This is a genomic window from Saccharothrix sp. ALI-22-I (assembly GCF_001984175.1).
GTDB lineage: Bacteria > Actinomycetota > Actinomycetes > Mycobacteriales > Pseudonocardiaceae > Actinosynnema.
In genome coordinates this window covers 508,768-533,759 of sequence record NZ_MTQP01000068.1, presented here as the reverse complement: position 1 = coordinate 533,759, position 24,992 = coordinate 508,768, and the positions used below count along the sequence as shown (strand labels likewise).

Below are 24,992 nucleotides of genomic sequence, written 5' to 3'. Positions count from 1 at the left end.
TCAATCTGGTGGTAGTTCTACGTCGTCGGGGTACGACCTCCGGTGCTCTGCACCGGTAGGAGTCCGGCGTCGGTCGTTTCGCCCCCCGAGCGACCGGCGCCGGGCGCACAGCCCCGCTGCCGCCCGTTCCGCCGTCGCGGGCGGCAGCCGGACAACAATCACCCGGTCCGGCACAAACGACACTCGTCCGTAGGACGAAGCTGGACCCGACCGAGCGGCGGTGTTCCCATCCAGCCATGTGGGGACGACGACGCACCGCAGCTCTCGGCACCGCCACGCTCCTCGCCGCCGCCGCACTCTCCACCGCGAGCCAGTCGCGATCGCACGTCATCACGACCGCAGGCACCCCCGCACCCAGGGCGTACGTGATCGCGCACAGCGGCGGCATGCAGGTCCTCGACACGTCCGACGGCGCGGTCGTCTCCACCGCGAACACCGGTGCGTGGACCACGGGCGCGGCGGTCGGTCCGGACGGCCGCCGGGTGTACGTGGTCAACGGCTGGGCGGGCGTCATCACGGCGGTCGAGCCGGCGTCGGGCAAGGTCGTGGGCCGCATCCACGCGGGCGCGCAACTCGCCCAGGCCGTGCTGCGCCCGGACGGCGAACGCCTCTACGTCACCGGCAGCGGCGCGGTGGCCGTGGTGGATCCGGCGACGTTCCGCATGGTCGCGGTGATCCGGACGGGTGGTCAGCCGCAGGGCATCGCGATCACCCCCGACGGGAGTCGCCTGTACGTGGCCAACGCCCAGGACGGCACGGTCAGCGTGCTCAACACCGCGCCCGCCGGCCCGGTGACCGCCATCGACGTCGGCGGCCTGCCGCAGCACGTCACGGTCAGCCCGGACGGCAACGCGGTCTACGTGAGCTCGCTCGACCTGCAAGAGGGCACCGGCACGGTCTCGGTGATCGACCCGCACACCAACCAGGTCCGCTGGTCGGCGCCGGTCGGCAAGGGCGCGGGCAGCATCGCGGTGACCCCGGACGGGCGGCACGTCTACGTCGCCCTCCACCGCAAAGTCGCCGTGCTCGACACGACGACCCGCACCACCAAGACCCTGCCGTTCCGGGCCAAGACCCTGGCCATAGCGCCCGGCGACCGCCGCGTGTTCCTGGCCACCGGCAACACCACGACCGTGCTGGACAGCGCGGACAACGAGGTGCTGACCACGTTCCAGTTGAGCGGCCTGGACGTCGATGGCCGCGGCTTCGCGGCCACGGCCATCGCGTTCGAACCTCCCGATCGGCCCTAGGCGTGTTGCGGCACCTTCTCGTCGTCCGGCGCTTCTTCGTGGATCGCGATCCGCTCCTGGATGCGCCGCAGCGGACCCGGCGCCCACCACGCGGCGTCGCCGAGCATCCTCATCACGGCGGGCACCAGCAGCATCCGCACCACGGTGGCGTCCAGCGCGAGCGCCAGGATCATGCCCACGCCGACGAACCGCATCATCGTGATCTGCGAGAACGCGAACGCGCCGGTCACCACGATCAGCAACAGCGCCGCCGCCGTGATCACCCGTCCGGTTTTCGCCAGACCGGCGGACACCGCTTCCTCCGTCGACGCGCCGCGACCGCGTGCCTCCACCATCCGGGACAGCAGGAACACCTCGTAGTCCGTGGACAGCCCGAACACCACGGCCGCCATCAGCACCACGATCCCGGACTCCAGCGGCGCGGGCGTGACGCCGAGCAGCGACGCGCCGTGGCCGTCCTGGAACACCCACACCAGCACGCCGAACGTGGCGGACAGGCTCAGCGCGCTCATCACGACGGCCTTGATCGGCAGCAGCACCGACCCGAACGCCAGGAACATCAGCACGAACGTCGCGCCGACCAGCAGCAGGATCATCCACGGCAGCATCTCGCCGATGGCGTCGAGGCTGTCGGACACCATCGCCGTGCTGCCGCCGACGAGCACGTCGTCACCGGGTCCGGCCAACGCGCGCACGTCCCGCAGCGCCTGCTTCGACTCGTCGCTCAACGGGTCCTGGTCGAGTCCGGCGTTGATCAGCCAGACGCCGTTGGCGGGTTCGGCCCCGAGCTGCGCGTCGCCGACGCCGGGCACCGCGCTCACCTCGCCGATGAACTCCTGCACGTCGGCCTGCGACGGGTTGCCGGTCACCACGATCTTCAGGCCGGAGTTGGACAGCGCGGCGAAGTCGGAGTTGATCGTCTCGGCGGCGACGCGCGCGGGGTTGCCCTCCGGCAGCACCTTCTCGGTGACCTCGCCGAACTTCACGCCCAGGAACGGCGAGCCGAGCGCGAGCAGGAGCAGCACGATCGGCAGCGCGATCAGCACCGGGCGCTTCATCACCCGGCAGGCCAGCCGGCGCCAGCCGTCTTCGGACAGCGCCTTCTTCTTGCGCCACGGCATGGCGAGCTTGTCCACGCGGTGGCCGAGGATGGCCAGCAGCGCGGGCAGCAGGGTCAGCGACACGACCGCCGCGATCGCCACCGCGGACATGCCGCCGTAGCTGAGGGACTTGAGGAAGCCCTGCGGGAACAGCAGCAGCCCGGCGAGCGCGATCACCAGCATGGTCGCGGAGAACACCACGGTGCGCCCGGCCGACATGACCGTCCGGCGCACGGCGTCAGGCGTGTTGCGGCCCGCGGCCAACTCCTCGCGGAACCGGCCGACCATGAACAGGCCGTAGTCGATCGCCATGCCGAGGCCGAGCAGGCTGGCCACGTTGACGGCGAACGAGTTCACGTCGGCGACCAGCGAGACGGCGTGCAGCACGCCCAGCGAACCCATGATCGCCAGGCCGCCGACGATGACCGGCAGTGACGCCGCGACCAGGCCGCCGAAGATGACGATCAGCAGGATGAGCACGATCGGCAGCGAGACGGCCTCGGCCTTGGTGAGGTCGGAGGCGGACATGTCGGAGATCGCCTTCTGGGTCGGCACCAGGCCGCCGACCTGCGATTCCAGCCCGTCGACCGGCAGTTGGTCGATGAACTGCTCGTACTGCTTGATCTGCGTGTTCGAGTCACCCGAGCGCAGCGTGATCACCACGAGCGACTTGCCGCCCTCGGCCGCGGGGATCGGCGGCGTCACCTTCAGCACGGCGTCGGTCGGCAGACCGGCCAGCTGGTCGGTGATCTTCTGGAGCTCGGTGGGCTCGCTGGTGTTGTAGACGACGAGGACGTCACCGCCCTGCCGGCCGAACGCGTCCTGCGCGACTTCGTTGGCCCGCGCGGCCTCGCTGGTGGGCGCTTCGTACCCGCCCTGGCTGAGGCGGTCGAACACGCCGAGACCCCAGATGCCGCCGACCACCGCCAGGGCCACCGTCGCGATCAACACCACCCACCTGCGGCGGTACGCCAGCGATCCCCACTTCGCGAACACGCGTCCTCCTGAGCTGATGGGTTACCGTTGCGTGAATGGCGTCAACTTCGTAAACACCGTTCACTGACCTGCCCAGAAGTTATACCCCGGTGAACACCGTTTACAACCTGATTGGGTGACATATGACCGAGGCCACCCGCCGAGAACGGCTACGCGCTGAGACCGAGCGTGACATTCGGCGACAGGCCCGCGCCCTGCTCGTGGAGCATGGCCGGGACGCCGTGACTCTGCGTGCGATCGCGCGTGAACTCGGCATCACCGCCCCGGCGCTCTACCGGTACTACGACTCGCGCGAGGACCTGCTCCGCAAGCTCGCCGAGGACATCTGCACCGACCTCGCCGCCGAGTTGAACACCAAGCTCCAGGGCATCGCCGAGGACGACATCAGCGCGCAGGTCTTCGTGGTGTGCCGGGGCTTCCGGCGCTGGGCACTCGCCCACCCGCAGGAGTTCACCCTGGTGTTCGCGTCCACGGAGGACGCCCTCGGGCGGTGCGGCCCGAACGAGGACCACAGCCAGGTCGGCGACCAGTTCGGCCGGGTGTTCCTGGAGGTCGCGGGCCGGTTGATCGTCGGCCACCCGTTGCCGGACGAGATCGGCCAGAACGTGCCGGAGGGCCTGCACGCCGACCTCAAGGCGTTCCAGCGGATCCTGCTCGCCACCGTCAACGCCCGCGGGGTCGAGGTCGACGAACAGGTGCTGACGCTCGGCGCGGTCTACCACATCACGCAGTCGTGGGTGCGCATCTACGGCCACGTGGCCTTGGAGGTGTTCGGCCGTTTCCCGTTCGCGGTGACCAACCCGGAGCCGCTGTTCGACTCCATGCTGGCGGAGATCATGGGCGGGATGGGTCTCTCTCAGCAACCGTGAGATGCGACTTCCGGGCAGACCTGATGGGCCGTTCGAGGGCTTTTCGCCTGCACACCGCAACTACGGCCCCGGGATCGGGGTTGCATGAGTGGTCCGCACGACGAGGACGTCTCGGGGCGGGGGGATGGTGGCACGGAGGACAGGCGGTTCCGACAAGGGATCCGGGGGCGTGGCGTTCGTCGCCGCGGTGCTGGTCGTCCTCGCGGGGGCGGGCGGCGCGGGTGGCGCGGCGCTGAACTCGGGCGCGAGCGGAGGCGGCGGCGCGGCGCCGGTGGAGAGCGTCAGCGTGCGCAAGTGGGACGCCAAGCGCGCGGCGCGCGGTGGTGACACCGAACGCGCGATGACCCATCTGGGTGTCGCGATCACCAAGCAGGCGCTCAAACAGGAACTCGACTGCCTGAACAACTCGTTCGGCCAAGTGCGGGACTTCTTCGCCCAGATGCCGTGCACCTCACTGGACCGCCTGCTGCTGGCCGTCGGCGACAAAGCCGGCAACGCGGCCGTGGTGTCCGTGGTGTGGGTGACGTTCCCGGGACGCAACCAGGCGCGGCAGTTCGACCGGCTGATCAGCATCGACGGCTCCGGCGACGTGAAACCGCTGCCCGGCGGCGTGGTCGGCGTGGCGGACGTCCAGTTCACCGCGCAGCACTACTGGTCGGAGACCAAGGACACCACGATCACCATCGCCGAGTCCGAACGGACAACCGGGCACGTCGAGCCGGAACTGCTCGACGCGGTGACCGAAGTGGCCGCCCAGTTGCCCCGTCCGTGAACTCCGCGAAACCGCTTACAGCACCACGTTGACCAGCCGGCCCGGCACCACGATCACCTTGCGCGGTTTGCCGCCGTTCAGCAGCTCGGCCACCTTCTCGTCGGCCAGCGCCGCGGCCTCGACCTCGTCCGCCGTCGCCGACGCGGGCACCACCACGCGCGCCTTCACCTTGCCGTTGACCTGGATCGGGTACTGCACGGTGTCCTCGACCAGGTACTTCTCGTCCGCCTTCGGGAACGGGCCGTGGGCCAGGGACTCCGTGCGGCCCAGCTTCGACCACAGCTCCTCGGCGACGTGCGGGCTCAACGGCGCCAGCATCAGCACCATCGGCTCGGCCAGCACGCGCGGCGCGCCACCGGGGAAGTGCTTGGTGACGTGGTTGTTCAGCTCGATCAGCTTCGCGCCCGCCGTGTTGTAGCGCAGGTTCGCGTAGTCGTCGTGCACGCCCGCGATCGTCTTGTGCAGCAGCCGCAGCGCTTCCTCACCCGGCTCCACATCGGTGACGCGCAGCTCGCCCGTGGTCTCGTCGACCAGGTTGCGCCACAGCCGCTGCAGGAACCGCTGCGCGCCGACGACGTCCTTCGTCGCCCACGGCCGCGAGACGTCCATCGGACCCATCGACATCTCGTACAGCCGGAACGTGTCCGCGCCGTACTTCTCGCACATGTCGTCCGGCGTGACGACGTTCTTCAGGCTCTTGCCCATCTTGCCGTACTCGCGACGCACCTCTTCGCCCTCGAAGAAGTACTTGCCGTCGCGCTCCTCCACCTGCTCGGCCGGCACGTAGCTGCCGCGCGCGTCGGTGTAGGCGTACGCCTCGATGTAGCCCTGGTTGAACAGCCGCCGGTACGGCTCGTCGGCGGACACGTGCCCCAGGTCGAACAGCACCTTCTGCCAGAACCGCGAGTACAGCAGGTGCAGGACCGCATGTTCCACACCGCCGATGTACAGGTCCACACCGCCGGGGTCGGACGGGCCGTGCTCGGCCGTGCGCGGGCCCAGCCAGTACTGCTCGTTCTCCGGGTTGGCGAACCGCTCGGATTCCGTCGGGTCCACGTACCGCAGCTGGTACCAGCACGAACCCGCCCAGTTGGGCATGGTGTTGGTCTCGCGCCGGTACGTGCGCGGGCCGTCGCCCAGGTCCAGCTCGACGGTGACCCACTCCTGCGCGCGCGACAGCGGCGGCGACGGTTCCGAGTTCGCGTCCTCCGGCTCGAACGTCCGCGGCGAGTAGTCGTCCACGTCGGGCAGCTCGATCGGCAGCATCGACTCCGGCACCGCGATCGGCGTGCCGTCCTCGTCGTAGACGATCGGGAACGGCTCGCCCCAGTACCGCTGCCGGGAGAACAGCCAGTCACGCAGCTTGAACTGCACGGTGCCCTCGCCCCGGCCCTGCTCCTCCAGCCAGGCGATGATCTTCTTCTTGGCCTCGGCGACGTCCAGCCCGTCCAGGAACTGGGAGTTGATCGCCGGGCCGACGCCGGTGAACGCCTCGCCGTCGAAGTCCGCCGGCGGCTGCACGGTCCGGATGATCGGCAGGTCGAACGCCTTGGCGAAGTCCCAGTCCCGCTGGTCCTGGCCCGGCACCGCCATGATCGCGCCGGTGCCGTAGCCCATCAGCACGTAGTCCGCGACGTACACGGGGATCTGCGCGCCGTTCACGGGGTTGGTGGCGTACGCGCCGGTGAAGACGCCGGTCTTCTCCTTGTTCTCCTGCCGGTCCAGTTCGGACTTGCGGGACACCTCGCGCCGGTACGCCGCGATCGCCTCGGCGTGCTCGGCGGACGCGATCACGTCCACCAGCGGGTGCTCGGGCGCCAGCACCATGTACGTCGCGCCGAACAGCGTGTCCGGCCGGGTGGTGAACACCTCGATGTCCACTGCTGTCTGATTGCCGGCTCCGCCGGCGGCGTCCTGCGGAACACCCGCGACCGAGACCGCGAACCTGACCCGCGCGCCGTGCGAGCGCCCGATCCAGTTGCGCTGCATGGCCTTGACCTTCTCCGGCCAGTCCAGCCGATCCAGGTCGTCGATCAGGCGGTCGGAGTACGCGGTGATCCGCATCATCCACTGGCGCAGCGAACGCCGGAACACCGGGAAGTTGCCGCGCTCGCTGCGGCCGTCCGCGGTGACCTCCTCGTTGGCCAGCACGGTGCCCAGACCGGGGCACCAGTTCACCGGCGCCTCGGACAGGTACGCCAGGCGGTACTGGCCCAGCAGCTTCTGCCGCTCCGGGCCGGTCATGTCGGCCCACGGCCGGTCCGGAGCGGACCGCTCACCCGAGGCGAACTGCGCCTCCAGCTCCGCGATCGGCCGGGCCTTGCCCGCCGTCGTGTCGTACCAGGAGTTGAAGATCTGCAGGAAGATCCACTGGGTCCACTTGTAGTAGTCCGGGTCGATGGTGGAGATGCGCCGGCGCTCGTCGTGGCCCAGGCCCAGCCTGCGGATCTGCCGCAGGTAGGTCTGCATGTTGTCCTCGGTGGTCTTGCGCGGGTGCTGGCCGGTCTGCACCGCGTACTGCTCGGCGGGCAGGCCGAACGCGTCGAAGCCCATCGTGTGCAGCACGTTGCGGCCGTTCATCCGGTGGTACCGGGCGAACACGTCCGTGCCGATGAAGCCCAACGGGTGACCGACGTGCAGGCCGGCGCCCGACGGGTACGGGAACATGTCCTGCACGAACAGCTTGTCCTCGGGGACGTCACCCTTGAGCGGCCCGACCGGGTTCGGCGCGTGGAAGGTCCCGTGCTCCTCCCAGTGCTGCTGCCACCGCTGCTCGATCCGGTTCGCCAGTTCGGCGGTGTAGCGGTAGGCGGGCGTGGCGTCCGCCGCGTCGGTGCTCATCGGGATGTCCCTCTCCATCGAAACCTGCCCCTGACATGACGAAACCCCCCAGCCCATCAAGGGGCGTGAGGGGTTGCCGCGCCGACCTGGCTGACGAGGTCTGCGCGGCTAGATAAGGAGCAGGCGGGCCGTGCTCATGGACTCAGGGTACCAGCACGGTCCACCGGGTAGGTGGCGGCGGCGGCCACCTACCCGGACGTCCTCGGTTCAGCCGGCCGGGAGTCTGGTGGTCAGGCCCGGCGACGCCCCCACTTGATCGGGTGGCGTGGTTCGGCGCTTCGGTGACGTTCGACCTGGGAAAACTGCATCACCCGGCATGGTGCGGAGCACATCTGGCCGGGCTGGCTCCGGCCGGCCTGCGAGGCGCGCCTACCCTCGTCCGTGTGAACATCGTGCTGCCTGTGGTACTGGGTCTGATCGGCGTCGCCTTCGGGACGATCGGCTTCTTGGGCGTGCGGGGCCAACTGCACCGCAACCGCTACTTCGGCGTGCGCACCAAGGCCACGCTGCGCGACGACGAGACGTTCGCGCTGGCCAACAAGATCGCCGGCGTGCCGAACGCGGCCGCGGGCGCAATCGCCCTGGTGGCGGCCGGCGCAGCAGCGGTGAACCCGGCGTTGATGCTGGTCATCGGCATCGTCGGGCTGATCGGCAGCGTGGTGGTGGCAGGCGCCGGCGGCGTCCTGGGCCACCGGGCCGCCGAGGCGATGCCCGAGCAGGCACCGGCCGGTTGCGGCGGCTGCGCGTGCTCCGGCTCCGGCGGCGCCTGCGGCGTCCTCACCCGCGCCTGATCGCCCCGCACCCACCCCCACCCCGAACCCGGTCCGCGAGGTCGCGACTTCCCGGCGACCGAGCCGCCGTCTGCGGAGCAGCGGCCATCAACTCAGTTGCGGCGGATGTCGGTCGGGAAGGTCGCCAACAGGGCTGTCGGCATGCCCTGACGGCGCAGCACACGACCCCAGAGGTCGACGTTCGGCGGGGTGAGCACGTCGTCGGGCAGGCCCTTCACCACGATCCAGTCGCCGCGCTCGATCTCGTTGTCCAACTGGCCCTCGCCCCAGCCCGAGTAGCCCGCGAACACGCGCATGCCGCGCACCTTCGCCACCAGGGCGTCCGGGTCCGCGTCCAGGTCGACCAACGCCACCGGACCGTGTACGCCGACCACACCATCGAGTGAAGCCAAATCCTCACCGGTGCGCAGCGCGGCCAGGCACAGCGCCGTCTTCTGCTCCACCGGCCCTCCGATGTAGACGGCCTGCGGCCGGGTCACGTGCGGCCCCCACGCGGGCAGCACGTCGTGGACCGCGACCTCGCTGGGCCGGTTCAACACCACCCCGAGGGTGCCTTCGCCCCGGTGGTCGATGATGTAGACCACCGTGCGGCGGAAGTTGGAGTCGGTCAGGCTCGGTGCCGCTACCAGCAGCGAACCCGGTTCGACATCGGCATCAGGGCGCACAGGAAGCATGATCTCAGAAGACGTCCGTGCTCCAGGCGACACAGCACTTCGGGCGCGGAACATCCGGGCTACCGTGTGCGTTGTAAGGAATGTCAGGCGCCATCGAGTCCCCCGGGCCCACTGAACAGCCTGCGCGGAATACCGTTCGGCTGGAGCCGCGTAGTGCAACCCGCCGAGAGGCGACCGGGCGCCTGGCACCAGGGAGGCCGGACCCATCGGGTCCGGCCTTCGTGGTTGACGGCCCAGGAGGCATAGGCTCGACACCGTGACCACTGCCGGGACCACCGCGGCAAAGCACCACCTCGGTGTCCGGAAGCTCCTCGGGGTGGCGGACTTCCGCAGGTTGCTGGCCACCCGGCTGGCGGCCCAGTGGGGCGACGGCCTGTTCCAGGCCGGTCTCGCGGGCGCGGTCCTGTTCAACCCGGAGCGCCACGCCGACCCGCTCGCCGTCGCGGCCGGGTTCGCCGTGCTGCTGCTCCCGTACTCCGTGGTCGGGCCGTTCGCGGGCGCCCTGCTGGACCGGTGGGACCGCCGCCGGGTGCTGGTGGTGGCGAACCTCACTCGTGCGGTCTTCATCCTCCTCACCGCGGCGGCCGTCGGTCTCGGGCTGGAAGGCGTGCCGCTGTACGCCTCGGCGCTGATCGTCACCGGCGTGAGCCGGTTCGTCGGCTCTGGCCTGTCCGCGTCCCTGCCACACGTGGTCGAGGGCGACCACCTGGTGGAGGCGAACGCGTTCGTCACCACGCTCGGCGCGTTGACCGCCGTTCTCGGCGCGGGTTGCGCGGTGGGGTTGCGGGCGGTGCTCGGCTCGGGGGACGGCGGCTCGGCGTGGACGACGACGTTCGCCGTCGCGGGGTCGCTGGGTGCCGCGTTCCTGGCCGCTCGCTTCACGCGTGGCATCCTCGGACCGGACGAGGTGAACGAGCCCAGCCGGACGGTCACGGCTGTCGCCATGGGCCTGCTGGACGGCGCCCGGGCCGCGTGGCACGCGCCCAGCGTCGCCGCCGCCCTGCTGGCCCTGCTCGCGCACCGGGCCGCGTTCGGGGCGTCGTTGCTGCTCACGTTGCTGCTGATGCGCAACTCGTTCACCGACTACGGGCCGTTCAAGGCCGGTATGGCTGGGCTGGGTGAGGTCGCGGTCGCGGGTGGCGCGGGCATCCTGCTGGCGGGACTGGTGACCGACCGGATCGTGGACGTGCTCGGCCGGCGCGGCACGGTGTGCGGCGCGCTGCTGCTGGCCGCGGCCACCCAACTCGGCCTCGGTCTGCCCATGCTGCTCCCGACCATCCTGGTGGCGTCGTTCCTGCTCACGTTCGCGGGCCAGGTGGTCAAGCTGTGCGTGGACGCGGCCGTACAGGGCGACATCGGCGACGATGTCCGCGGCCGGGTGTTCGCCCTGTACGACACGCTGTTCAACGTCACGCAGGTGGCCGCCGTCACCGTCGCGGCGGCCACCGTCCCACTGGACGGCCGGTCACCCGGTCTGGTGATCGCCGCAACGGTGGCGTACCTGCTCGGTCTGGTCGGCTACCTGCTGCTGGTCAAGCGCTCAGCGACGCCCGGGCACACCTGATCCGCCGCCCGCGAGGTCGCGTCCCCAGGCGACCGAGCCCGCCGTCTGCGGAGCAGCGGCCATGTCACCGCGGCAGCGGTAGTCGGATGATCCCGGTTTCGTGGGCGTAGACCACCGCGGCCATTCGGTCGCGGAGGTTGAGCGCCCGCAGGATCTCGGACACCACCGCCCCCACCTGGTGCTGGCTCAGCGCCAGCACCCGCGCTATCTCGTGGTCGGCCAGCCCCCGGGCCAGGCAGCGGAGCACGGCCCGCTGCCGGTCGGTCAGCTCGTCCAACCCTTGTGCCCGGGTGCCCCCCTCGGACAATCCCCAAGCGTTCATACGACACCACCCCCAGTGCGCGCGTAACGCACACAGTCATGGTGTCGCAACAGGCTGTCACTGGCCAGCCCAAAAGCACGAGATTGGTCACTTGGTGTTAGTCACCGGGGGGCTGGACGCCCTCCGCGCGGGCCCACTCCAGCAGCTCCGCGACCGCCTCGTCGTGGTCGAGCGGACCGCGGTCCAGGCGCAGCTCCTTGAGGAACTTCCACGCCTTGCCGACCATCGGGCCTGGTGGCAGGCCCAGCAGCCGCATGATCTCGTTGCCGTCGAGATCCGGCCGGACCCGCTTGAGGTCCTCCTCGGCGGCGATCCGCTCGATCCGGCGCTCCAGCTCGTCGTACGTGCGCTGCAGCGCGTTGGCCTTGCGCCGGTTGCGGGTGGTGCAGTCGGCGCGGACCAGCTTGTGCAGGCGGGACAGCAGGTGGTCGGCGTCGGTGACGTACCGGCGCACCGCCGAATCGGTCCACTCGCCGCTGCCGTAGCCGTGGAAGCGCAGGTGGAGGTACACGAGCTGGGCGACGTCCTCGACGATCTCCTTGGAGTACTTGAGGGCGCGCAAACGCTTGCGGACCATCTTCGCGCCAACCACCTCGTGGTGGTGGAACGAGACGCCGCCGCCTTCCTCGAACCGCCGGGTGTCCGGCTTGCCGATGTCGTGCAGCAGCGCGGCCAGCCGCAGGACCAGGTCCGGTTCGGGGGTGTCCTCCAGGTCGATGGCCTGGTCGAGGACGACCAGCGAGTGGTGGAACACGTCCTTGTGCTGGTGGTGCTCGTCGATCTCCAGCTTCATCGCGGGCAGCTCGGGCAGCACCACGTCGGCGAGCTTCGCCTCCACCATCAGCTCGACGCCCGCACGCGGGTGCGCGCCGGTGAGCAGCTTGGACAGCTCGACCTGCACGCGTTCGGCGGTGATGCGGGTCAGCTCGCCGGCCATGGCGGCCATCGCCTCGCGGACGCGCGGCGCGACGGTGAAGCCGAGCTGGGACACGAACCGGGCCGCGCGCATCATCCGCAGCGGGTCGTCGGAGAACGACTCCTGCGGGGTCGCGGGGGTGTCGAGGACCTTCGCCTGGAGTGCTTCCCGGCCGCCGGTCGGGTCGATGAGCTCCCGGTTGACCACGTCGTAGGCCATCGCGTTGACGGTGAAGTCGCGGCGGACCAGGTCACCTTCGATGGTGTCACCGAAGGTCACTTCGGGGTTCCGCGTCACGCCGTCGTAGCTGTCCGCGCGGAACGTGGTGATCTCGACGGTGTGCTGGTGCTTGGTCGCGCCGACCGTGCCGAAGGCGATGCCGACGTCCCAGATCGCGTCCGCCCAGCCCTTGAGCAGGGCCACGATCTGCGGCGGCCGGGCGTCGGTGGTGAAGTCGAGGTCGCCGGACAGCCTGCCGATCATGGCGTCCCGCACGCTGCCGCCCACCAGGTAGAGGCGATGACCGGCCGCGGCGAAGCGGGCGGCCAGGTCTTCGGCGACGGGGAGGGAGCTCAGCAGTTCCACCACGGCATTGTCCTGCCCAGCGGCGGTGGAGGTGACGGGTCCGGACACGAAGAGCCAGCCTACTGGTCCTGAGCGTGAGCCCCGAACGAGTTGTCCACAGGGCGCACGCTTGTCCACAGGCGCGGCCTCGGTCGGCCGGCGCTGTCGGTCGTTCCTGGTTGACTTTGAACAAGGGGTTCCCCTTCGCGGGGGACGCCTGGTCGACCGTCGATCGTGGACGCCTGGCCGATCTTCACTCGGGACGCCCGGTCGGTGCGGCGTCGGTTGTCGACCACTGGTCGCCACGAGGCTGTCACGTCACGTGATCACTGGTCGCCACTACCATCAGGGCATGCCCCAGTCGTCCGGTCGCTCCGGCGGTCCCAAGCCGAGGCGCCGGAACCGGCGTCGCGGTCGGCGGCTGAAGACCGTCGACGAGACGTCGGCGGGCGGACTGGTGTTGGACTTCGAGCGGCACACCGCCGCGATCATCGGGCGGCTGGACCGGCGCGGCCGGTTGTTGTGGTCGCTGCCCAAGGGTCACATCGAGGCTGGTGAGACCGCGGAACAGACCGCGGTGCGCGAGGTCGCCGAGGAGACCGGTATTCATAGCAGGGTCTTGCGGCCCCTCGGCTCGATCGACTACTGGTTCGTCGCCGAGGACCGCCGGGTGCACAAGACCGTCCACCACTTCCTCCTGGAAGCGCTGGGCGGCGAGCTTTCCGATGAAGACGTGGAGGTCACCGAGGTGGCGTGGGTGCCCCTTGGCGAGCTGGACGAACGGCTCGCCTACGCGGACGAGCGTCGACTGGTGCGCCGAGCCGCCGAACTGCTCTCCGAGTACCAGACGGACGGAGCGGAGTCGGCGTGAAACGGCTGCTGGCCGCACTAGCGGCGGCGGGGATCCTCATCGTGACGACGGGCTCCGCGGCACCCGCGGCGCCCGGCGACGGTGGGCGGCTGCCCGTCCGACCGGCGCCCGCCACCCAGGTGTGGGCGACCAGGGCGTTGTCCAGCCAACCCGGCCAGCAGTCGCAGGTCTGGCTGCGCCTGGACGTCGAGGAGATGACCCCCCGGGTGATCACCTCGGACGGACCGGACTCGATCACCATCTCCGGCAAGGTGGTCAACATCGGCGACCGGGTGATCGAGGACATCGAGCTGCGCCTGGAGCGCGGTGACCCGCTGAGCAGCGAGGACGACGTCCGCAAGGCGCTGCGCGAGCCGACCGACGCCGAGGTGATCCAGCCGAACTTCACCCCGGTCACCGACCGCCTGGAGCGCAACGAGTCCAAGCCCTTCCGGCTCGTCGTCCCCCTCGGCGGCACGGACCCGACCTCGCTGAAGATCACCGAGCCGGGCATCTACCCGATCCTGGCCAACATCAACGGCGTCCCCGACTTCGGCGGACGGGCCCGGCTGGCCGCGCTGAGCACCCTGCTGCCGGTCCTCGCGATGCCCGGCGGTCCGGGGCCGAACCCGCCCGCGAACCCGGCCAAGATCACCCTGTTGTGGCCGCTGGCCGACCGGCCGCGCATCGTCTCGACCAACCCGACCGTGCTGACCGATGACGACCTGGCGACTTCGCTGGCCATGGGCGGCCGGTTGTGGGGCCTGCTCAAGGCCTACCAGTCCGCCCTGGACGGTCCGCTGGGCGCCGGTGTGTGCGTGGCCGTGGACCCCGACCTGCTGCGCACTGTCGCCGCGATGAGCGCGGGCTACGAGGTGCGCGGGCAGGGCGCGGGCAAGGGCGACGGCGAGGCCGAGCTCTGGCTGTCCCAGTTGCGCCTGCTCGCCGGCGGGCGGTGCGTGATCGCGCTGCCCGACGCGGACGCCGATCTCGTCGCGCTGTCCCGCGCCCGGCTCACCGACCTGGGCGTACTCGCGCTCCAGGGCGCCGAGGTGGTCCGCCAGGTCCTCGGTGTGCAGCCGACCCAGGGCCTGACCTGGCCCGAGGACGGTGTGCTGGACCAGCAGACGCTGTCCGACCTGACCGGCCAGGGCGTCAAGTCGCTCGTGCTCGACCAGTCGGCCGTCGCCGGCACGCCCGGCACCGGACCGGTCCGGTTCGACGTGGCCGAGCGCGAGCCGATCGCGGCGGTGCGCATCGACGGGATGGTGTCCGACGCGTTGCAGGGCGCGGCGGCGACGCGGCCGGTGGCGGGCGTGACCACGCCGAGCGAGACCCGGCCGGTGTCGGTGCAGAACGCGCTGGCCGCGCTCACCTTCCGGGCCGGGTTCCAGAACACCGGCCAGAACGTGGTGATCGCGCCGCCACGCCGGTGGAACGCGCCGACCGGCGAGGTCAACACGCTCCTGCAGATGACGAAGTCGCTGGTCGCCGGTAATTTCGCGACGCCGGTGGGCCTCGATTCCCTGCTGGCGGCCCCGCCGGAGCAGACGGCGGCGTTGAGCTACCCGGTCGAGGCCGGTGCCCGCGAGGTGCCGCCCTCGGTGACCGCGTCGGTGACCGAGTCGTGGCGGCAGCTCCAGCAGCTGGCCGAGTCGATGAGCCAGGAGGACGCCGCGTCCGCCAACCCGATCGACCTGGTCGACCCGCTGAAGCTGGACCTGCTGCGCGCGGTGTCCGGGGCGTGGCGCGGCGACGAGGACGGCGCGCGCGGCGCGTTGGCGATCGGCCGCGCGCGGATCGACGGGTTGCAGGGCCAGGTCTCGGTGACCGAGCCGAACAGCCCGATCCTGCTCGGCTCCGGCGACAGCCCGATCCCGCTGTCCATCAAGAACCGGTTGGACGTGCGGATCACGGTGCGGATCGTGATCGAGGACACGCCGGGCATCGTGGCCAAGCAGTTGCCGGACATCCTGCTGCCCGCGCGCGGTGACCTGCTGGTGCGGGTGCCGGTGGAGGTGCTGCGGTCCGGGCGGTTCCCGGTGCACGTCCGGCTGGTCACGCCGAGCGGCGTGGACCTGGGCGAACGGGCCCGGCTGGAGGTGTCGTCCTCGGCGTACGGGACGATCACCGTCGTCATCACCTGCCTGGCCGGCGCCGCGTTGGTGCTGCTGTCCGCCCGGCGCATCTACCGACGGGTGCGGGCCGCGCGAGTCGCCGCCGCCGCGGCGGTGCCGGACAATGCCAGCGGGGTCACACCGCCGGAGAGGTCGAGCACGAGTTGAGCGGAACAACCACGGTGACCCAGGAGCAGCAAGGCCCGTCACTGGCACGGGCCGGTGGCTCGATGGCCGTCGCCACGATCGTCAGCCGCGCCTCCGGGCTGCTGTCCAAACTGCTGCTGATCACCATCCTCGGCGTGGGCGTGCTGAACGACTCGTACCAGGTCGCCACCACGCTCCCGACGATGATCAACGAGCTGCTCCTCGGCGGCGTGCTGACCAGCGTGGCCATCCCGCTGCTGGTGCGCGCCGAGAAGGAGGACGGCGACGGCGGTGAGGCCTACGCGCAGTGGATGATCACCATGTCCGCGGTGTTGCTGGGCATCGGCACGGTCATCGCGGTCGCCTGCGCGCCGCTGCTGACGGGGCTGTTCATCGACTCGTCGAACGCCAAGCCGGAGCTGGTCACCGCGTTCGCGTACCTGGTGCTGCCGGGCATCGTGTTCTACGGGATGTCCGCGCTGATCGGCGCGATCCTCAACACCCGGCACGTGTTCGGCCTGCCCACGTGGGCGCCGGTGCTGAACAACCTCGTGGTGATCGTGACCCTCTGCGTGTACTGGCTGATGCCGGGGGAGATCTCGATCGACCCGGTGCGGATGGGCGAGCCGAAGCTGCTGGTGCTCGGCCTGGGCACGATGCTGGGCGTGGCGTTGCAGGCGTCGGTGCTGGTGCCGGCGCTGCGGCGGACCGGGTTCAAGTTCCGCTGGCGGTGGGGTTGGGACCGGCGGCTGTCGGAGTTCGGCGGGCTGGCGTTCTGGGTGCTGCTGTACGTCGGCCTCGGTTTCGTCAGCATGGTGGTGCTGACGAAGGTCGCGACGCACGACCAGGGCGCGATCACGACCTACAACATGCAGTGGCTGATCGCCCAGGTGCCCTACGGGGTGCTCGGCGTGTCGCTGCTCACCGCGTTGATGCCGAAGATGAGCCGGGCCGCGGCGGCGGAGGACAAGGACGCGCTGGTCGGCGACCTGTCGTTCGGCAACCGGATGTCGTCGATCCTGCTGATGCCGTTCAGCGCGCTGATGACGGTCGCCGGCGTGTCGATCGGCCTCGCGCTGTTCTCGTTCGGCAACTCCGGCATCGAGGACGGCGAGGCGATCGGCACGGCGCTGGCGCTGTCCGCGTTCGGGCTGGTGCCGTACGCGATCACGCTGCTCCAGCTGCGGGTGTTCTACGCGTTGAAGGACGCCCGGACGCCGACGCTCATCCAGGCGATCATCGTGGCGGTGCGGATCGCGCTGCTGTACGGGTTCCTGGCGGTCTCGCCGCCGGACAAGCTGGCCGTCGGCGTGTCGATCGCGATGTCGCTGAGCTTCGTGGTCGGTGCGCTGGTCGGTCAGCTGTGGCTGCGGATCCGGCTCGGCCGGCTGCGCACCGGCTACACGGCGTGGACGATCTGCCTCACGGTCGTGGCGTCCGCGATCGCGTTCGGGGCAGCCACCGGGTTGGCGTGGCTCGCCGTCCGCGTGTTGGGAATCGAGTCCCGCGTGGTGGGCGCGTGGGTGGAGGTCCTGATCCAGACGATCGTGGGTCTGCCGTTGAGCTTCCTGCTGCTGGCCCTGTTCCGCGTACCCGAGGTGAAGCCCGCGATCGCCAAGATCAGTCGTTTGGTGGGCCGCCGGTGACACCTGCCGCACGACCCGTTCACGTACCCTCGGCCCTGTGAGCAGCGGTCCGATCCAGAACACCTCGCTGGTGCCCGGCGGGGTGATCGGCGACGGCCGGTACCGGCTACTGGCGCAGTCCGGTGTGGACCGCCGGTGCGACGCGCACCTCTGGCGGGCCCGGGACGGGCAGCTCAACCGGGACGTGGCGTTGACCGTCCTGGTGGGCAACCCGGCCGACCACGCCGCGGCCGCGCGGGCCAAGCGGACCGCGGAACGCGCGATGCACGCCTCCAGCTTCACCCACCCCGGCGTCGCCCGGGTAATCGACGTGCTGACCCCCGGTAACGGGATCAAGCTCGACGAGGGCATCCTCGCCGTGGTCGTGGCCGAGTGGACCCAGGGCACCGACCTGCTGGACCTGATCGTCGAAGGTCCGCTGCCCGCGGGTGCGGCGACGCGCCTGCTGGGGCCGTTGGGCGCGGCGATCGAGGGCGCGCACCACGCCGGGCTCGTGCTGGGCGCCGACCACCCGCAGCGCATCCGGGTGACGCCGGACGGCAGGCTGCGGCTGGCGTTCCCCGGCCCCCGGCCGGACGCGATCGCCCGTGACGACGTCAAGGGCCTCGGCGCGATCCTGTACCTGCTGCTCACCGGGAGGTGGGCGCTGCCGGACGGTCCGGACGGCGTGCCCGCCGCTCCCACGGGGCCGGACGGCGCGGTGCTCGCGCCGAGCGCGCTGCACGCGTACGTACCGCACGAGCTGTCGTCGGTGGCCGTGCGGAGCCTGGAGGACACCAGCGTCGGCGGTATCCGGACGAGCGCGGCGATCCTCCAGGTGCTGGACCAGATCGCCCAGTCCGAGGCCCAGACCGCGCTGATCCAGGCGGTCCCGGACGACGGGCCGGACGACGGCGCGGTGTGGACGACCCAGCGGCCGGTGCGCGACAAGGACCGCAAGCGCAAGCTGATGATCAGCGTGGCGGTGCTCGCGGTGGCGACGCTGGCGGTGATCGCCTGGCTGGGCGTGCAGATCGTGAGCTTCTTCAGCGACGAGCCGTCCGGCGGCAGCGGGCCGACGGTCGTGATCGGCCAGTCCAACCCGCCGGGGGTGAGCGGCCAACCCGCGCCGCCCGCGCCCCAGCCCGCGGGTCCCGTGCAGCCGGCGTCGGTCGGCGTGTACGACGTGACCAACCAGCCGGACAACGCCAACCGGGCCAACCGCGCGGTCGACAACAACCCGACCACGGTGTGGCAGACGGAGAACTACTTCCAGCCGTTCCCGGCGTTGAAGCCGGGGATCGGGCTGATGGCGGGCTTCGCCGAGCCGGTGAAGCTGGCGTCGGTCACCATCACCTCGCCCAGCGAGGGCACGGTGGTGGAGATCCGCGTCGCGGGCGCGCCCGACGCGCCGCTGCAGGAGACGAAGGTCATCGCGACCGCGACCCTGTCGCCCGGGCAGACCCAGATCCAGCTCAACGACCACGAGCCGACCCAGCACCTGCTGCTGTGGGTGACGAAGCTCGCCGGCAGCGGCAAGAACAACCGCTCCGAGATCGCCGAACTCGTCTACACCCGCGCCCAGTAGCCGGCGGCGTCGCCGCACCTGGCCGACTGGCGCAACCTCGTCCTGGCCCCGGTCCTGGTCGCCGTCGTGGTGGCGTTCGGTGCGAAGCGGACGCCGTGGTCGGGTGCGCGTCGGTCTTGACGCGGAGTAGCGCCGGGAACAACGGCACTCGCCCGTGCAGGTGATCGAAGCCTGCTTGGCCCAGCCCGATAGGCTGCCGGCGTGACCGCCGCAGCCAGCTCGGACGCAGACCTCATCGCGGCGCACGCCGCGGGTGACCCGCACGCCTTCTCCGAGCTCGTGCGCAGGCACCGAGATCGCATGTGGGCGGTCGCGCTGCGCACGCTGCGCGATCCCGAGGAGGCCGCGGACGCCCTGCAAGAGGCGTTCATCTCGGCTTTCCGCGCGGCGGCGAGCTTCCGCGCCGAGTCCCAGGTGACCACCTGGCTACACCGAATAGTGGTCAACGCCTGCCTCGATCGGATGCGCAGGCGACAGACCAGGCCGACCGTCCCGCTGCCCGAGGCGGGCCCCGGTGAGCCGGTGGCGCCCCGCGACGCGATGGCCGAACGCGAGACCCGGCTGGTCGTCCAGGCCGCCCTCAACGAGCTGCCGGAAGAGCAGCGCGCGCCGATCGTGCTGGTCGACGTGGAGGGCTACTCGGTGGCGGAAACGGCCCAGCTACTGGGTATTGCGGAGGGCACCGTGAAGTCACGATGTGCCCGTGGGCGGGCCAAGCTCGCCAAAGTTCTGGGTCACCTCCGGAACCAAAGTGCAGATGCGAACGTCCCAGTCAACGATGTGCAGGTGCAACAGGGACGTCAGTTGGAGGAACGATGACCGGCAATGCGCGGCGTACCGGGCCGCCGTGGTCCGTCGACCTGCTGGCTGATCTGCACGCGGGGGTTCTGGACCCGCGGACCGAGGCCGAGCTGCGGCCGCTGGTCGAGAACGACCCCGAGGCGCGCGAGATCCTGGCCGCCCTCGACGCGACGCTCGAAGACCTGCACAACCTGCCGCCGATCCCCATGCCGCGCCACGTGGCCGACCGGATCGACGCCGCACTCGCCGAAGAAGCACGCCCGGCCGCACCCGTGATCGACTTCGCCCAGGCCAAAGCGCGCCGCAACAAGCGCCTCGGCTGGGGCGCGGGGTTGCTCGCGGCGGCCGCGGTCGCTGTCGGCGTCGCCGTAGTAGCGCTTCCACAGGACAACACCGCAGGTGACACCGCCGCCCAGTCGGACAAGACGACGACGCCGGTCACCGGCAGCGCCGCGCCGTCCGATGGCGACCGGATGCCCGCGGTGCGCGGCGAGAACTTCGGCCCGGTGTTCGGCGACGTGCTCAAGGCGCAGAACTACGGCCCGCTGGAGAACCAGGACAAGCTGGCCGACTGCCTGCGCGGCGCGAACATCTCGGCGGGCAAGCCGCTCGGTGTCAGCCCCATCACGCTGGACGACAAGCCGGCCGTGATGGCGATCCTGCCCGCGGGCGCGCCCGGCGCGTACCGGATCGTGGTGGTCGACCCCCGGACGTGCGGCCCGGACAACCCGGATGGCGTACTGGCGAACAGCACGATCGAGCCGTAGCCGAACCCGAGTAGCCGAGCTCACCTCGAAGGGGCGGAATTACCACGCCCTACGATCCGTTGTGCGAAGAGCCGGCCCGGGTGATCCCTGGCCGGAAGCGACTAACGGAGGTCGAGGGTGTCGGACGTTCGGAACCTGATCGTCGTGGGATCGGGGCCCGCCGGGTACACCGCGGGGGTCTACGCGGCGCGCGCCCAGCTCGAACCGCTGGTGTTCGAGGGCTCGCAGTACGGCGGTGCGCTGATGACCACGACCGAAGTCGAGAACTACCCCGGTTTCCGCGACGGCATCATGGGCCCCGACCTCATGGAGCAGATGCGGGAGCAGGCCAAGCGCTTCGGCGCCGAGCTGCGCGCGGAGGACGTCGAGGAGCTGGAGCTCGACGGCCCGGTCAAGTACGTCACCGCCAACGGGCAGCGCTACGCCGCCCGCGCGGTCGTGCTGGCCATGGGCGCGGCGGCGCGCTACCTGCACGTTCCCGGTGAGCAGGAGCTGCTGGGGCGCGGTGTGTCGGCCTGCGCCACGTGCGACGGCTTCTTCTTCCGCGACCAGGACATCGCGGTGATCGGCGGCGGCGACTCGGCGATGGAGGAGGCGACGTTCCTCACCAAGTTCGCCCGCAGCGTCACGATCATCCACCGCCGCGAGGAGTTCCGCGCCTCCAAGATCATGCTGGAGCGCGCGCGGAACAACGAGAAGATCAAGTGGCTGCTCAACGCCGAGGTCGTCGAGGTGCTGGGCGAGGGTTCGGTGTCCGGGGTGAAGACCCGCGACACGCGGACCGGTGAGGTGACCGAGCACCCGTTCACCGGCTTCTTCGTCGCCATCGGCCACGACCCGCGCAGCGACCTGGTCAAGGGCCAGGTCGAGCTGGACGGCGAGGGTTACGTCCAGGTCGTGGGCCGGACCACTCACACGAACGTGGACGGTGTGTTCGCCGCGGGCGACCTGGTCGACCACACCTACCGCCAGGCGATCACCGCCGCCGGGTCGGGCTGCGCCGCCGCGATCGACGCGGAGCGCTGGCTGGCCGAGCACGGGACCACGGAGGCCGCGGTCACCGCCGAGCACGTCGGCGGCGGCTACAGCGAGCCCGTCACCACCAGCTGAACCCACTTCTTTTCCGCAGAGGGAGAACACAACATGGCAGGCTCCACCGTGGTCACATCCGCCCAAACGTTCACCGACGACGTTCTGACCAGCGAAAAGCCAGTGCTGGTCGACTTCTGGGCGACCTGGTGCGGCCCGTGCAAGATGGTCGCTCCCGTGCTGGAGGAGATCGCCGCCGAGCACGCCGACAAGATCACCGTCGCCAAGCTCGACATCGACGCCAACCCGTCGATCGCGCGGGACTACCAGATCATGTCGGTGCCGACCATGATCCTGTTCCAGGGTGGCCGCCCGGTGAAGCAGATCGTGGGCGCCAAGCCGAAGTCCGCGCTGCTGAAGGACCTGTCCGACGTGCTCTGAGTGCAACCGACCGGGTGACCCGTCCGCCTTCCAAAGAAGACGGACGGGTCACTCGTTTGTGGACATTTGACCACTGGCAGTAGCCCCGTCCGTGGCATCGGCTGGAGCAAGGCACAATAGGGCGTCAAGTTCAGCGTCGACGGGTGTCGGCGCCTAAGTGAGCGAGGGGTGCATGCTGCTACTCCGCCGCGGGGATTTCGGACCGGACGTCGCCGAGGTCAGGGCAACGCTGACAAAGCTCGGCCTGCTGTCCGATCCGCAGCCGTCCCAGGTGTTCGACCTGCCGGTCGAGCACGCTGTGCGCGCGTTCCAGCAGCAGCGGGGTCTCATCACCGACGGTGTCGTCGGCCCGGCCACCTACCGGGCGCTGCGCGACGCGACCTTCCGACTCGGCGACCGCCCGCTGGCTTTCCTGATGGCGCAGCCGGTGACCGGTGACGACGTGTCCGCGTTGCAAGAGCGCCTGCTGGAACTGGGTTACGACGCCGGACGGGCCAACGGCGAGTTCGGTCAGCAGACCGAACAGGCGTTGCGGAGCTTCCAGCGCGACTACGGCCTGATCGTGGACGGCATGTGCGGTCCCGACACGGTGCGCGCGCTGCGCCAGCTCCAGCCCAAGGTGCGCGGCGGCCGGCCGGTGTTCCTGCGCGAGCAGGAACGGGTCCGCCGAGCCGGGCCGAGGCTGTCCGGCAAGCGCATCATCATCGACCCGGGTCACGGCGGTGACGATCGCGGTATCGTGGTCGACGGCGTGTCCGAGGCCGACGTGATGCTGGACCTGGCCAGGCTGCTTGAGGGCAAGATGGCCGCCACGGGTATGGAAGCCCTGCTCACGCGCGGTCCGAACCACAACCCGGACGAGGGTGAGCGGGCGCGGTTCGCCAACGAGGCGGGCGCCGACCTGATCCTGTCGCTGCACGCCGACGGCAACTCGTCGCCGCTGGCCTCCGGCGTGGCGACGTTCCACTTCGGGACCGGCAACGGCACGTCGTCCACGGTCGGCGAGGCGCTGGCCGGCTTCATCCAGCGCGAGATCATCGCCCGGACCGGGATGCTGGACTGCCGCACGCACCCGAAGACGTGGGACATGCTCCGGATGACCCGCTGCACGGCGGTCCGGGTCGAGGTCGGCTACCTGACCAACGCGGGCGACCGGCAACGGCTGGCGAACCCGTCGTTCCGGGATGTTGTCGCCGAGGGCATCCTGGTCGCGGTCAAGCGGCTGTACCTGCTGGGCCAGAACGACCAGCCGACCGGCACGTTCACGTTGGAAGACCTGATGCGGCACGAGGTGGCCACCGGCAAGATCCGCTAGGCGATTTGTCCACTGGGCAAGATCGAGCCGCGGGTGATCCCTTGTCGGCCCAGACGGCGCGTGGATGGCGGAGCACCGCCGCCATTCACGCGAACCCGGTTTCGCCGACCAGCTCGCCGGCCCGTTGGACGGCGACTTCGGGCCCGTCCCAGCCCCGCCGGGGAGCTGAAACAACCGCTACCAGTCCGTCAGCACGTCGAGCACGTCGACGACCGCGTCTTCCTCGTCCGCACGGTTCTGGGCGCGCAGGTCGAGCATGAGGTCGGTCAGCTCGTCGACCAGGCGGTCGGCTGGGATGCCCTCGGCCTGCCAGGCGTCGAGCAGTGTGCGAATCTCTCGGAAGTCTCGCGATCCCTCGATGATCGCGAGTACCTTGCGCTGGATCTCCACCCCCATGTCCACAAGTCGATCTTATTGGCCGGCGTTGCCCGTGAGGAGCACGATGGAGTTCTACCGCCTCGAACCAGAGGTTGCCGGTGCGTTGGATGAAGGGACCGTCATCGACGCCGCGGCACACCCGCCGCGCATCGAGGCGGTGCACTACGAGATCGGCGACTGGTCGGGTGATGACCTGATCGAGGCGTTCCCGGTCTACCTGGTCACCGACGACCTGGCCGACACGCTCGTCGACAGCGGCCTGGACGCGTTCCGCATCCGCCGCGCGACGGTGACCGTGTCCGAGGAGGCGCAGGAGCTGCTGGAAGGCAAGGAGCTGCCGACCTTCCACTGGCTCGAAGTGACCGGCCAGGCCGGCGTGGACGATCTCGGCGTCACCGATCAGGGGCAGCTCGTGGTCAGCGAGCAGGCGCTGGACCTCATCCAGGGCGGCAAGCTGGAGAACTGCGAGATCGACCGATTCTGAGGCACTAGCCCACCGGCATCTGCCACGGGATGCCCGGCAGCACGTGCCCGGTCTCCAGCAGCGACTTCAGGTTCGACAGCACCGCCGACCAGCCGGCCGCCGCCTGCCCGCGCTCGGCGTCGTCGGCCAGGTCGGTGTGCGTGACGGTCAGCCGCACGATCTCGCCGTAGGCCTCGATGCGGAACGTCACCGTGGACGTCACCGACGGATCGGCCGGGTCGGCCCACGTGGTCACCAGGCGGCGCGGCGGGTCTGCCTCGACGACCTCGCCCACCACGTCGTCGATCTCCGACCCGTCCGCGCGCCGGTGGGACCAGGCCGAACCCACCTGCCAGTCCGAGATGTTGCGGTGGCCCCAGTACTCGGCCGTCACGTCGGCGTCGGTCAGGGCCTCCCACACCCGCTCGGCCGTGCTCTCGATGTAGGTCACGTAGACGAATTCCGGCGTCACGGGTTCCTCCGCTCGTCGTTTCACGTCGCCGAGCATCCGCAACCGCGGCCGCTCGAACTTGTCGATCCACCGCTCCTGCACCTCGTGCAGCGGCACGGGGTTGAGGTAGTGCAGCTTCTCCCGCCCCCGGCGGACGGTGCTGACCAGGTTCGCCGCCTCCAGCACGGCCAGGTGCTGGGTGACCGACTGCCTGGTCATGCCCAGCCGCGCGCACAGTTCGCCGAGCGTCTGCCCGTTCTCCTCGTGCAGCCGGTCGAGCAGGTAGCGGCGGGTTTCGTCGGCCAGGGCTTTGAACACCTTGTCCACACCCCACGATACGCAGGCAATTACCTGCATGTCA

Annotated in this window: 22 protein-coding genes; 15 read left to right on the top strand and 7 right to left on the bottom strand. The window is 70.3% G+C overall.

The annotated features are described in order from the left end of the window. Positions 1-236 precede the first annotated feature (236 nt). Positions 237-1,250 (top strand): YncE family protein, encoded by a 1,014-nt coding sequence (locus ALI22I_RS39210; protein WP_077010634.1) that lies wholly within the window; start codon positions 237-239, stop codon positions 1,248-1,250. On the opposite strand, the gene ALI22I_RS39205 is transcribed toward ALI22I_RS39210, so the two are convergent. Next, on the bottom strand, positions 1,247-3,346 hold the full coding sequence (locus tag ALI22I_RS39205; RefSeq protein WP_077010633.1) for an MMPL family transporter: 2,100 nt from the start codon (positions 3,344-3,346) through the stop codon (positions 1,247-1,249). The genes ALI22I_RS39210 and ALI22I_RS39205 overlap by 4 nt on opposite strands. A 122-nt stretch (positions 3,347-3,468) precedes the next feature. Between ALI22I_RS39205 and ALI22I_RS39200 the strand changes: the two genes are divergently transcribed. After that, the gene (locus tag ALI22I_RS39200) at positions 3,469-4,215 is read left to right on the top strand and encodes a TetR/AcrR family transcriptional regulator (RefSeq protein WP_077010632.1); all 747 of its coding nucleotides are present in this window, start codon (positions 3,469-3,471) and stop codon (positions 4,213-4,215) included. A gap of 169 nt (positions 4,216-4,384) precedes the next feature. Beyond that, entirely contained in the window at positions 4,385-4,987 is a 603-nt protein-coding gene (locus ALI22I_RS39195; protein WP_083752331.1) for a hypothetical protein, read from the top strand. A 15-nt stretch (positions 4,988-5,002) separates the two neighbouring features. On the opposite strand, the gene leuS is transcribed toward ALI22I_RS39195, so the two are convergent. Beyond that, positions 5,003-7,828, bottom strand: a complete 2,826-nt coding sequence (gene leuS, locus ALI22I_RS39190) for a leucine--tRNA ligase (RefSeq protein ID WP_077010630.1) — start codon at positions 7,826-7,828, stop codon at positions 5,003-5,005. 383 nt (positions 7,829-8,211) lie between these two features. Between leuS and ALI22I_RS39185 the strand changes: the two genes are divergently transcribed. After that, a complete protein-coding gene (locus ALI22I_RS39185) occupies positions 8,212-8,619 on the top strand; it encodes an SdpI family protein (protein ID WP_238598779.1) in 408 nt (135 codons plus the stop codon). Positions 8,620-8,711: 92 nt separating this feature from the next. On the opposite strand, the gene ALI22I_RS39180 is transcribed toward ALI22I_RS39185, so the two are convergent. Next, entirely contained in the window at positions 8,712-9,293 is a 582-nt protein-coding gene (locus tag ALI22I_RS39180; protein WP_077010629.1) for a YqgE/AlgH family protein, read from the bottom strand. 256 nt (positions 9,294-9,549) lie between these two features. On the opposite strand from ALI22I_RS39180, the gene ALI22I_RS39175 reads away from it, so the two are divergent. Next, positions 9,550-10,857, top strand: coding sequence for an MFS transporter (locus tag ALI22I_RS39175; RefSeq protein WP_077010628.1), 1,308 nt, complete (start codon positions 9,550-9,552; stop codon positions 10,855-10,857). A gap of 64 nt (positions 10,858-10,921) precedes the next feature. Here the strand turns inward: ALI22I_RS39175 and ALI22I_RS39170 are convergent, their stop codons facing one another. Together ALI22I_RS39170 and ALI22I_RS39165 are read right to left on the bottom strand one after the other, a co-directional pair. After that, positions 10,922-11,179 carry a response regulator transcription factor gene (locus tag ALI22I_RS39170; protein ID WP_083752330.1) on the bottom strand — a complete coding sequence of 86 codons (258 nt, stop codon included), beginning with the start codon at positions 11,177-11,179 and terminating at the stop codon, positions 10,922-10,924. 97 nt (positions 11,180-11,276) lie between these two features. Further along, entirely contained in the window at positions 11,277-12,728 is a 1,452-nt protein-coding gene (locus ALI22I_RS39165; RefSeq protein ID WP_077010626.1) for a CCA tRNA nucleotidyltransferase, read from the bottom strand. A gap of 283 nt (positions 12,729-13,011) precedes the next feature. Between ALI22I_RS39165 and ALI22I_RS39160 the strand changes: the two genes are divergently transcribed. From ALI22I_RS39160 to ALI22I_RS39120, 9 genes are all read left to right on the top strand, one after another. Continuing rightward, positions 13,012-13,530: an NUDIX hydrolase gene (locus tag ALI22I_RS39160; protein WP_077010625.1), complete on the top strand. Its 519-nt coding sequence runs from the start codon at positions 13,012-13,014 to the stop codon at positions 13,528-13,530. Then, positions 13,527-15,794: a DUF6049 family protein gene (locus ALI22I_RS39155; protein WP_077010624.1), complete on the top strand. Its 2,268-nt coding sequence runs from the start codon at positions 13,527-13,529 to the stop codon at positions 15,792-15,794. Before ALI22I_RS39160 ends, ALI22I_RS39155 begins: the two co-directional genes overlap by 4 nt. Then, complete coding sequence (murJ, locus tag ALI22I_RS39150) at positions 15,791-17,419, top strand: murein biosynthesis integral membrane protein MurJ (RefSeq protein ID WP_077010623.1); 1,629 nt, start codon at positions 15,791-15,793, stop codon at positions 17,417-17,419. The genes ALI22I_RS39155 and murJ overlap by 4 nt, the downstream gene beginning before the upstream one ends. 37 nt (positions 17,420-17,456) lie before the next feature. Next, positions 17,457-18,986, top strand: coding sequence for a protein kinase family protein (locus ALI22I_RS39145; RefSeq protein ID WP_077010622.1), 1,530 nt, complete (start codon positions 17,457-17,459; stop codon positions 18,984-18,986). 201 nt (positions 18,987-19,187) lie between these two features. After that, positions 19,188-19,805 carry an RNA polymerase sigma factor SigM gene (gene sigM / locus ALI22I_RS39140; protein ID WP_077010621.1) on the top strand — a complete coding sequence of 206 codons (618 nt, stop codon included), beginning with the start codon at positions 19,188-19,190 and terminating at the stop codon, positions 19,803-19,805. Continuing rightward, positions 19,802-20,554: a hypothetical protein gene (locus ALI22I_RS39135; RefSeq protein WP_077010620.1), complete on the top strand. Its 753-nt coding sequence runs from the start codon at positions 19,802-19,804 to the stop codon at positions 20,552-20,554. Before sigM ends, ALI22I_RS39135 begins: the two co-directional genes overlap by 4 nt. Positions 20,555-20,671: 117 nt before the next feature. After that, complete coding sequence (trxB, locus tag ALI22I_RS39130) at positions 20,672-21,664, top strand: thioredoxin-disulfide reductase (RefSeq protein ID WP_077010619.1); 993 nt, start codon at positions 20,672-20,674, stop codon at positions 21,662-21,664. Positions 21,665-21,697: 33 nt separating this feature from the next. Further along, the gene (gene trxA, locus ALI22I_RS39125; RefSeq protein ID WP_077010618.1) at positions 21,698-22,024 is read left to right on the top strand and encodes a thioredoxin; all 327 of its coding nucleotides are present in this window, start codon (positions 21,698-21,700) and stop codon (positions 22,022-22,024) included. 172 nt (positions 22,025-22,196) lie between these two features. After that, positions 22,197-23,339, top strand: a complete 1,143-nt coding sequence (locus ALI22I_RS39120; protein WP_077010617.1) for an N-acetylmuramoyl-L-alanine amidase — start codon at positions 22,197-22,199, stop codon at positions 23,337-23,339. Between the two features lie 177 nt (positions 23,340-23,516). Here the strand turns inward: ALI22I_RS39120 and ALI22I_RS39115 are convergent, their stop codons facing one another. Next, entirely contained in the window at positions 23,517-23,741 is a 225-nt protein-coding gene (locus ALI22I_RS39115) for a hypothetical protein (protein ID WP_179118506.1), read from the bottom strand. Positions 23,742-23,781: 40 nt separating this feature from the next. Here ALI22I_RS39115 and ALI22I_RS39110 point away from each other — a divergent pair, with 40 nt between their 5' ends. Beyond that, entirely contained in the window at positions 23,782-24,201 is a 420-nt protein-coding gene (locus ALI22I_RS39110; RefSeq protein ID WP_077010615.1) for a hypothetical protein, read from the top strand. 4 nt (positions 24,202-24,205) lie between these two features. Here ALI22I_RS39110 and ALI22I_RS39105 read toward each other — a convergent pair whose 3' ends face one another. Continuing rightward, positions 24,206-24,958 carry an ArsR/SmtB family transcription factor gene (locus ALI22I_RS39105; protein WP_143532662.1) on the bottom strand — a complete coding sequence of 251 codons (753 nt, stop codon included), beginning with the start codon at positions 24,956-24,958 and terminating at the stop codon, positions 24,206-24,208. Between the last annotated feature and the right edge of the window lie 34 nt (positions 24,959-24,992).